The organism is Kutzneria sp. 744 (genome assembly GCF_000568255.1).
In the GTDB taxonomy this organism is placed as follows: domain Bacteria; phylum Actinomycetota; class Actinomycetes; order Mycobacteriales; family Pseudonocardiaceae; genus Kutzneria.
The window spans coordinates 232,842-242,489 of sequence record NZ_KK037166.1 but is presented as its reverse complement, the minus strand read 5'-3'; the positions used below and the strand labels follow the sequence as shown (position 1 = coordinate 242,489).

The window sequence follows — 9,648 nt, the reverse complement described above, 5'->3', positions numbered from 1 at the left end:
GAAGCTGCGGATCATCCACCGCCGGTGGGCGGCGAAGTCTTGCGGCGCGCGGCGAACAATCCGGCCAGGGACGTCGCGATCCACAGCGTGGCCAGCACGGTGCTGCTGGCCCGGGCGACCGGCCCGTACGGCGTGTTGGTGGCGAGGTAGAGCGCCATGATCCCGGCGACGATGCACAGTCCGACGTAGACGCGCCCGGCGATGCGGTGCACGCGTGGGTGACGGGCGCGCAGCCACGGCCACACCTGGAGGCAGCCGGCCAGCAGGGCGCTGCAGCCGAGGATGACGTGCGCGGTGAGGACCGGGAAATAGGCCGCCAGCTGCGGCTCGGGCTGGATGCGCGACTGCGTAGGGTCACCGGTGAAGTAGGGCGGGATCTCGAAGGCTACGAAGGCGACAGCCAAGATCATCAGGACAAACGGCCATCGGCGACCGCGAGCGTATGCCATACGCGGAGCGTAGCAAGTACGCTTCGTTACGATGTCGCCCGTGGATCAGTTGCCGCGCACGCTGCGTGTGCTGTGGGACCTGGAGCCGAAGCCGACCAGGTCGACCGGCCCGGCCCTCAGTCGGGAGCGGATCGTGCGCGCCGCCATCGAGCTCGTCGACGAACAGGGCATGGACGCGCTGTCCATGGCCCGGCTCGCCGAGCGGCTCGGCTGCGCCACGATGTCCCTCTACCGGCACGTGGCCAGCAAGGACGAGCTCCAGGCTGTGATGCTGGACGCCGGCCTGGCGGAGCCGCCGCGACAGGACGACCCGAACGACAATTGGCGAGCCGGCCTGGAGACATGGGCGCGCACGCTGCTCGCGGTGTACCTGCGGCATCCCTGGATGCCTCGCATGGAGATCACCGGCCCGCCGCTCTCACCGGGCCAGCTCGGCTGGCTGGAGGCCGGCCTGGTCCTGCTGCACGACACGGCGTTGCAGCCGATCGAGCGCATGTCGGTGATGCTGCTGGTGGCGGGCTACGTGCGCACCGAGGCCACGATGGCCATCGTCGGCGACGAGGTGCGCCGCGACGTCGGTCCGGACAGCGCGCGGGAGACGGTCGAGCAGGTGGCGAAGCTGATCGACCCGCAGCGGTTCCCGGCCCTGTCCGAGATCGTCGAGTCGGGCGCGTTCACGTCGGCGCCGTTCGACTTCGACCACTTCACCTACGGCCTGCGACTGATCCTGGACGCCATCGCCGTGCGGGCGAATCATCAGATGACTGGCCCCTAGGAGACCGTAAATCGCCGGTTGTAACCGATGTAAACGTTCTTGACATCGGATGTCTAGCTCCCTAGCGTGGTGACGCCGCCGCTCGTGACCCTGCACTGCGACTTGGCGAAAGGCGCTGGTCATGAGGCACTTACGGCTGGCTTTGGGCTTGGCTGCGGCGGTTGTGACGACCGCGAGCCTGGCCGTGCCGGCAACCGCCGCACCCGACACCGCTTTCTACGCCGCCCCCGGCGGCTTCGGCAGAACCTGCGTGAAATACCAGCCCTGCACCCTGGAGACGGCCCTCGACCGCCTGCACAGCGGCTCCGTCCTCTACCTGCGCGGCGGCACCTACCGCCTGTCCCGGACCATCGAGCTGAACCAGAGCAACGTCTCCATCCGGGCCTACCCCGGCGAGACGCCCGTCCTGACCGGCGCCAAGCGGATCACCGGCTTCACCCTGTCCGATCCGGCCAAGAACATCTACGTCGCCCGGGTGCCGCGCGGCACCGACACGCGGCAGCTGTTCGTCGACGGCACGCGGGCGGAGCGGGCCCGCACCGCCCTGAACTCGGCGACCTTCACCGCGACGGCGACCGGCTTCACCACCCCGGATCCGTCCTTGGCCAAGGTGACCAACCAGGGCGATGTGGAGGTGGTGCAGGAGAACAAGTGGAAGCACATGCGCTGCCCGCTCTCCTCGATCACCGCCTCGGGAACCGGGTCCGCGCTGACCGTGCAGCCGGACTGCTGGCAGGACAACAACGTCTCCGTGATCAACAGCCAGTTCCCGTTCAACGGCAACGGGTTGCCCAAGCTGGACGGCGTCAGCTGGCTGGAGAACGCCTACCAGTTCCTGACCGAGCCGGGCCAGTGGTACCTCGACCGCGGCGCCGGCAAGCTCTACTACATGCCGTTGCCCGGGCAGAACATCGCCAAGGCCGACGTCGAACTTCCCTTGCTGGACACGCTGGTCGAAGCCAGCGGCACGCCCGGCCACATCGCCCCGGTCGACGACTCCGCCGGCACGTACTCCGGCGCGTGGACCAGCTCGACCGGCCGGCAGCTCGGCGACTTCCAGGACGGCGTGCACGCCACCCAAGCCGCCGGCGCCTCGGTCAGCTACACCTTCACCGGCGCGGGGCTCGACGTTCTCGGCGAGACCACGGCCGACGGCGGCGCGTTCGCCGTCACCGTGGACGGAAAGCGTGACCCCGCAGCACATTCCTCGCACGGGGACGTCCGCCTGGCCCAGCAGGTGCTCTACTCGGCGCGGAATCTCCGGCCCGGACGCCACACCGTCACCCTGACCAACGCCGGGCCGAACCTCCTGGTTGACGCGTTCGCCGTTACGCCGCAAGCGGTCCGCCCGGTGCATGACGTGTCCGTATCCGGGCTGACCTTCACCGGCACCACCTGGACGCTGCCCTCACACGTCGGCTACATCGACAACCGGGCCGGCGTCCAGTGGGCGGTCAAGGCCCCGCACGCGCCTCTTCGCCCGCCGGCCGCGCTGGAATTCCACCGTGGCAAGAACATCAGCGTCGCCGGCAACACCTTCACCCACCTCGGCGACGTCGGCGTCGCCTTCACCGACGGCACCCAGGACTCGTCCATCACCCGCAACCTCATCACCGACACCAGCGCCGGGGGAGTGGCCGTCGGCGAGGTCGACGACTACTACCTCACCGATCCGTCGCGGATGACGCTCGACACCACCATCGCCGACAACACCATCACCGCGGTGGGGCAGGACTACCACGACGCCGTCGGCATCTGGGTCGGGCACGGCCGGCAGACCGTCATCGACCACAACGAGATCGCCCACACCCCGTACTCCGGCATCTCGCTCGGCTGGGGCTGGGGTTGGGCGTCGCCGTGCGAGCTCCAGGCCAAGCAGGGGCTGGCCGTGTGCCGCCGGGGCACCATCTACTCCGGCGACAACCACATCCTCGGCAACAACATCCACGACGTCATGCGCACCCTGCTCGACGGCGGGCCCATCTACACCCTCGGCGGCCAGGACCCCAAGGCCCCCAGCACGGTCGTCGGCAACTGGGTGCACGACGCCCCGCACAACAACAACATGCTCTACCACGACGAGGGCAGTTCCTACTGGGACACCCACGACAACGTGGTCAGCAACCAGACCGGCCGCTGGGTCGGCATGTGGACACCGACCATCCACGACATCGCCATCCACGACAACGTCACTGACAACACGGTGGTGAAGAACCTCGGCACCAACGTGGTCATCACCAACACGACGGTGGTCACGGACGGCAACTGGCCGCCCGCGGCCAAGGCCGTCATGGCGGCCTCAGGCCCGCGGATCTAGCGCCCCCGAATCAGTTCCAACCAGATCAACCGGGGAATCCCGGTCGGCCGAGGTCGGCCAAGATCACGACGACCGGGGTACCGAGATTCGGGGTCCAGGCTTGAATCGAGGCTGCCCGACAACAACGGTGCGGTCGCCGGGCCTCGACGGTGGAAAGGTCCGGCGACCGCGGCTCAAGCCCCAGAACCGCGGGTGGTCCGGCCGGCCGCGCGGCCCGGCCGGACCCCGAATCAAGCGGTGATCATTGATAGGCGACTACCAAGGGCTGGCCGGTCGACTGCGTGGGAGTGGTGACGGTGACGGTTCGCCGGGCGCTGTCCCACGTCCACGTGCTGACCGACTGGCCGTTGACCGTGACAGCCGTGGGTGCCGACGCATTGGTGAAGGCAACGGTCCACTGGCGTTGCGTGACCTGACCGGTGAAGGTCCCGACAGCCGGCCCGACGCGCACTTCGTGCCGGCTGTCGGAGTACTGGACGGGGGTGGACGAGCTCCGCGAGGCATCGGTGCCGTTGTCCTCGTACAGAGCGGTCGAGCCGCTGGCGCCGGCGGCGACCGTGACGGTGGCGCGGGTCAACGGGTTCTGCACGTCGTTGGCGACGTTCGCGGACCGGGTGGTCACGATGCCGCCGGAGCGCAGGAACACCGGCATGGTGCCGAGGTCGGTGGTCACGGACTGGGTCGTGCCGCCGGCGTAGGTCTTGCCGGTGAAGTAGTCGGTCCAGCTGTTGCCGGGCGGGAACCAGACGGAGGTCGTGGCCGAGCTGCCCGGCGTCGTCACGGGGGCGACGAGCACCTCGGGCCCGTACAGGTACTCCCCGCCGGACTGGGCGTAGGCGTCCTGCGAATCGGGGTACTGGAGGTACAACGGCCGCACGACGGGAACGCCGGTGGCGGAAGCCTGCTGCGCCAGGGTGTACGTGTACGGCACGAGGTTCTCGCGCAGGTTGAGGAACTTCTCGGCGGAGTTCTTGGCGTCCGTGCCGTACTGCCACGGCAGCCGGTCGCTGTGGTTGCTGTGCAAGCGGTCGATGGGCTGGAACGTCCCGAGCTGCACCCACCGGGCGTAGAGGTCGTCGGCCTCCCGCGTGCTGCCGGGCTCCGCGCCGGCGGCCTGGGTGCCGTCGTTGTTGAAGCCGCCGATGTCGTGGCTGACCGCGGACAGCCCGGTCGACGCCGATTCCCCTGGCGTGTAGCCGACTTCCCACTTCAGCACGGTCCAGTTGGAGGTGGTGTCGCCGGTGAAGTGCACGGTGGAGCGCTTGTCGGCCCACGGCCCGGTCGGCAGCCCGGCCTGCCCGCTGTAGCCGCCGGCCTGGAGCGACCCGTACGCCCGTGAGAAGGCGAAACCGCGGCCGATCTGCTTGTTGGAGTCGGCGGCGTACTGCTGGTTGATCCACGCGTCGGGCGTCACCCCGGGCAGCGAGGAGTACGAGCCCTCGCAACACCAGTCCAGCCACCAGAAGTCCGCGCCCTGCTGCTCCATGGTCTGGTGCAGGTCGAAGTAGGCCTTGAGCTGATCGGGCTTGCCCCAGTCGAAGACGTAGTTGTCGCCCTGCAACGTCAATCCGTTGTGGGCGGTGGCCTGGGCCTGCGCGTACTGGGGGTCGTTGGGCACGATGCTCGGGTGGATGTTCAACGTGTTGTGCAGGCCCTGCGCCGCCGACCAGTCGAAGAATGCCTTGGGGTCGGGGAACTTCGCCGGGTCCATCTCCCACCCGTCCCATGTGGACGGTGACTTGAAGTCGGTGTCGGTGACCAGCACGTCCACCGGCACGCCGTCGGCCCGGAACTTGGGCAGGATGGTGTTCTCGTACTGGGCGGCGGTCCGGTCGTAGTACTCGGAGTACCAGACGCCGTAGGCCCAGTGGGGGAGGAGCTTCGAGGGCCCGGTCAGCTTGGCCAGATCGGCCAGCCCGCGTTGGTAGTCGTTCCCGTAACCGAAGACGTAGCCGTCCTGGTAGGGCAGGCCGCCGTGCGTGGGGCGCTGGGTGACGGCGCCGTTGGCGTAGAGGGCCGAGGTGGTGTCGTCGAGCAGGCTCCAGCCGTCCTGGTAGAGCAGACCCGGTGTGGTCACGGCGTATCCGTTCACGCCGTCGAGACCACGCCGATAGCCGCCCAGGGGAGCGTGCGGGGCCAGCAGCGGCGAGCCGTTGGCCACCACGGCGACGGTGTCGATGTTCAGCTGGCAGCTCGAATCATCTGGGCAGCCGATGGTCACGTCATTGGCGCCGGCGGCGAGCGTCACCGGCGTGGCGATGGTCCGCCAGGCGTCCCAGCTGCTCGTCGTCGGCAACGACACCGAGGCGCCCTGCACGGAGACCGGGCGTGCGGCCGACTGGGCGTTGGAGTACCGCAGCTGCAACGAATACGTGCCGGCGGCGGGCACGCCCGTGACATGGATCTTGTCGCTGGCTCCGGTGCCGAGCCCGGCGACGAAGCCCGCCCCGGAGTAGTCGTTGTGGTCGGTGGCCGTCGCGGCGGAGCCGCCCAGCGTGCCGCCTTCGGCCTCACAGACGCCGCCGTACGGGCAGTTGCTGGCGGCCGGTGGGGGAGGAGCGGGGTAGCCGGAGCCCGGCGTCACCAGGGCCAGGCTGTCGATGTTGACGTTGCCGGAGTCGTTGGCGCCACGGGAGATGGCCACGGTGTGGGTGCCGGCCGTGAGCGTGAACGTGGTCGACGCCAGCGCCCAGGTGTTCCAGTCGGCGGTCGTCGGCAGAGTCAACCCATGTGAGACGCCGTCAGCCGAAGCGGTCAAGGTCCGGGTGACGTTCTGCCCGTCACCGCCGGTGGAGTTGGCGTAGCGGGCGTCGAGTTGATAGCTGCCGTCAGCCGGCACCGTGACCTGGAACGACACCGAGTTGCCGCTGCCCTGGAAGCCCGCGGCGAAGCCCCGGCCCGTGTAGCCGGTGTGGTCGTTGGCCACCGCGATGCCGTTCAGCGTGAGGTTCTCCGCCTCGCACAGCACGCCCGGGGAGCAGGACGGCACGATCCACGGCCGCGCGGTCACGTTCTGCGCGCCGGCCTTCTCCTGCACCTGGAGGTTGTCGGTGTTGAACGCGCCCGAGCCGACCTTGTACCGCAGCGTGAGGGCGCTTGTCTGGATGGTCAGCCAGCCGTCCGCAGTGGTCGACGTGAACGGGGCAGCGGTGAAGGAGTCCCGCCCGATCGCGTTGAAGGTCGGCGCGTCCACGAAGTGCGCGTCGCCGGCGTACTCGGTGCGGACCAGCGTCGGCGACAACACCTCGAATCGGGCGTTTCCCGAGGTCACGGCATGTGGGTGCACGGCGGCCGTGGCCGGCGTCTGCACGGTGGCGACGGCCATGAGCAGGGCCGCGGTCAGGGCGAGTCGGCGCAAGGTCACTCCTCGGCAGCAGGGTTCGAGGTGACGCTGCAGTCCGGTCTACGGCCTCCGCACAACGTTGTAAAGCATTCTGTCCGGCATGGACAGGAAGCTGACGTGGGGGAAATGTCAGGGACGTCCCCGATGCCGTGTCCGGTCGGCGCTGCCAGCGTGGGAAACGTGACCCAAGCTCAAGTCGATGACCTCCGCGCCTTCGCCGACGCCTACCGTGCGGCAGAGGCGCAGGGCCTGCCGGGGGCGTTCGTGACCTATGGGGGCTGGCATGCCGGCGCGCGGGTAGGGGCGAGACCCGCCCGTTCACGGTCTGCGGCGTCGACCACGGCATCTACGGCACGTTCGCGCCCGGCGTCGGCGGCCTTGAGGTGATCCGCGAGGGCGGGGAAGTGGTGCCGCCCCCGGTCGTGGCCCACACCTTCGCCGTGGACCTGTGGGTGATCCCGCCCGAGGACGCCCTGCCCGAGTGCGCCTCCATCGATGACAAGATCACCGCCGCCTGGGCCTACCTGGACCGGGCCGGCGACGCCGCCCGCCCGCTGCGGGTCCGGGTGTACGACACAGGGGGACCGCTTCTCCACGAGGGCCCGCTCCTCGTGGAGAAGTAAATCACTATGACTTCAGTGGTAACTAAAAACCAACCTTTGTGACAACACCAAGAACCACCCGCCTAGACGGCACGGACTTCCCGAAGATCGGGACGGCGGCCGGGCGGTGGTAGGAATGGCTGGTGAGCGAGCACCGGAGCACGGACATGGACGGCCTGCGGCTGGCCGAGCGCGAAGCGGTCGAGCTGGCCAGCGAGCTGATCCAGATCGACACCACCAACACCGGGGATCCCGCGACGCTGGTGGGGGAGCGGGCGGCCGCCGAGTACGTGGCCGGCAAGCTCGCCGAGGTCGGCTACGAGACGACCTACGTGGAGTCGGGGGACCAGGGCCCAGGCCGTGGCAACGTGGTGGTGCGGCTGGCCGGCGCGGACCGCAGCCGGGGAGCGCTGCTGGTCCACGGCCACCTGGACGTGGTGCCGGCGGAGGCGTCGGACTGGTCGGTGCACCCGTTCTCGGGCGCGGTCCAGGACGGCTACGTGTGGGGCCGCGGCGCGGTGGACATGAAGGACATGGTGGCGATGAGCCTGGCGGTCGCCCGCCGGCTCAAGCGGGACGGCATCACCCCGCGGCGGGACGTCGTCTTCGCCTTCCTGGCCGACGAGGAGGCGGGCGGCCAGCAGGGCGCCAGCTGGCTGGTGGACCACCGGCCGGAGCTGTTCGAGGGCTGCACCGAGGCGATCAGCGAGGTCGGCGGCTATTCGATCACGCTCAAGGACGGCGTCCGGGCGTACCTGGTGGAGACGGCCGAGAAGGGCATCGCCTGGCTGAAGCTGCGGGTCCGCGGCCGCGCCGGGCACGGCTCGATGGTGCACGAGGACAACGCCGTCACGAAGCTGGCCGAGGCCGTGGCGCGGCTGGGCCGGCACCGGTTCCCGTTGGTGCTGACCGACTCCGTGCGGGAGTTCCTGGCCGGCGTCACCGAGCTGACCGGCATCGAGTTCCCCGAGGACGACCTGGACGGCGCGATCGCCAAGCTGGGCGGCATCTCCCGGATCGTCGGCGCCACCCTCCGCGACACCGCCAACCCGACGATGCTCACCGCCGGCTACAAGGCCAACGTCATCCCGTCGATCGCCGAGGCCAGCGTCGACTGCCGCATCCTGCCCGGCCGCGAGGAGGCGTTCCAGCGGGAGCTGGCCGAGATCCTCGGCCCCGACATCGAGCGGGAGTGGCTGAGCCTGCCGCCCGTGGAGACGACCTTCGACGGGGCCATCGTCGACCACATGCACCGCTCGATCCTGGCCGAGGACCCCGAGGCCAAGCTGCTGCCGTACATGTTGTCGGCCGGCACCGACGCCAAGTCCTTCCAGCGCCTGGGGATCCGCAACTTCGGCTTCTCGCCGCTCAAGCTGCCCGAGGACCTGGACTTCACCGCGCTGTTCCACGGCGTGGACGAGCGAGTGCCGGTCGAGGCCCTGGAGTTCGGCACCCGAGTCCTGGACCGCTTCATCCAGGAGGCATGAGCCAGGCCTGAATACTGGTAGATAATGCCACTATAGTTTCAGTGACGACTAAAAACATTGACCTTGGTCATGCAACAGCCAAAAACTAGCCGGGACCAGCCAACGGTCGTCGCCGTGTGCGGGTGTCCAGGCACCGGGAAGACCATGGTTGCCCGAGCAGTGGCGCACCGTCTCGGTGTGCCACTGCTCATCCGTGACGAGATCAAGGCCGGTCTGGGGCTGTCCTCGGCATCCGTTGGCACGAAGGGCATCCAGTTCACGGAGGACTTCCACATCGCGGGTGGTCCGGTGAGTGCCAGGGCCGAGGCGGTGATGATCGATCTGGCCACGAAGCTCGCCGGGGCGGGGGTGAGCTTCGTGGTCGAGTCTTCGGTGCTGTCCGGTCAGCTGTTGGACGGGCTGCGCGCCGCCGACGCCAGGGTGCTGGCTGTGCACGTCGTCGCCGACGAAGCGGTCATCGCCCAGCGGCTGAGCTCCAGGGGCACAGCCGTCGACGCACAGCTGGCGGAGCTGTTCCGGCGGGGCGAGATGCCGGCCTCGCTCTTCGAGCCACCGGCCGGCGTCGACGCTGTCGTCAAGATCGACACATCGGAGGCGGGCCCGCCGGCGGTGGAGGAGGTCGAGGCGGCGGTCCTTGCCCTGTTGGCCGTCAGAAGGTGATCGCCTCGAAAGGGG

General features: G+C 69.2%; 7 protein-coding genes. 5 read left to right on the top strand and 2 right to left on the bottom strand.

Going from position 1 to position 9,648, the window contains the following annotated elements:
- Positions 1 to 11 precede the first annotated feature (11 nt).
- Positions 12 to 410 (bottom strand): DUF2306 domain-containing protein, encoded by a 399-nt coding sequence (locus KUTG_RS01205; RefSeq protein ID WP_052393671.1) that lies wholly within the window; start codon positions 408 to 410, stop codon positions 12 to 14.
- A 79-nt stretch (positions 411 to 489) separates the two neighbouring features.
- Here KUTG_RS01205 and KUTG_RS01200 point away from each other — a divergent pair, with 79 nt between their 5' ends.
- Both KUTG_RS01200 and KUTG_RS52700 read left to right on the top strand, forming a co-directional pair.
- The gene (locus tag KUTG_RS01200) at positions 490 to 1,224 is read left to right on the top strand and encodes a TetR/AcrR family transcriptional regulator (protein ID WP_198046950.1); all 735 of its coding nucleotides are present in this window, start codon (positions 490 to 492) and stop codon (positions 1,222 to 1,224) included.
- Positions 1,225 to 1,345: 121 nt separating this feature from the next.
- A complete protein-coding gene (locus KUTG_RS52700) occupies positions 1,346 to 3,541 on the top strand; it encodes a right-handed parallel beta-helix repeat-containing protein (protein ID WP_084578761.1) in 2,196 nt (731 codons plus the stop codon).
- A 241-nt stretch (positions 3,542 to 3,782) separates the two neighbouring features.
- Here KUTG_RS52700 and KUTG_RS01190 read toward each other — a convergent pair whose 3' ends face one another.
- Positions 3,783 to 6,905, bottom strand: coding sequence for a TIM-barrel domain-containing protein (locus KUTG_RS01190; RefSeq protein ID WP_369794415.1), 3,123 nt, complete (start codon positions 6,903 to 6,905; stop codon positions 3,783 to 3,785).
- 383 nt (positions 6,906 to 7,288) lie between these two features.
- On the opposite strand from KUTG_RS01190, the gene KUTG_RS01185 reads away from it, so the two are divergent.
- From KUTG_RS01185 to KUTG_RS01175, 3 genes are all read left to right on the top strand, one after another.
- Entirely contained in the window at positions 7,289 to 7,507 is a 219-nt protein-coding gene (locus KUTG_RS01185) for a hypothetical protein (RefSeq protein WP_157494185.1), read from the top strand.
- Between the two features lie 146 nt (positions 7,508 to 7,653).
- Entirely contained in the window at positions 7,654 to 8,973 is a 1,320-nt protein-coding gene (locus tag KUTG_RS01180; RefSeq protein ID WP_052396502.1) for a M20/M25/M40 family metallo-hydrolase, read from the top strand.
- 69 nt (positions 8,974 to 9,042) lie between these two features.
- Entirely contained in the window at positions 9,043 to 9,633 is a 591-nt protein-coding gene (locus tag KUTG_RS01175; protein ID WP_157494183.1) for a P-loop nucleotide/nucleoside kinase family protein, read from the top strand.
- Positions 9,634 to 9,648 lie beyond the last annotated feature (15 nt).

What these genes read in the sequence shown, in the direction of transcription:
- KUTG_RS01205 (WP_052393671.1), bottom strand. Translation starts at nt 410, where the DNA reads ATGATCTTGGCTGTCGCCTTCGTAGCCTTCGAGATCCCGCCCTACTTC.
- KUTG_RS01175 (WP_157494183.1), top strand. Translation starts at nt 9,043, where the DNA reads ATGCAACAGCCAAAAACTAGCCGGGACCAGCCAACGGTCGTCGCCGTG.
- KUTG_RS52700 (WP_084578761.1), top strand. Translation starts at nt 1,346, where the DNA reads ATGAGGCACTTACGGCTGGCTTTGGGCTTGGCTGCGGCGGTTGTGACG.
- KUTG_RS01180 (WP_052396502.1), top strand. Translation starts at nt 7,654, where the DNA reads ATGGACGGCCTGCGGCTGGCCGAGCGCGAAGCGGTCGAGCTGGCCAGC.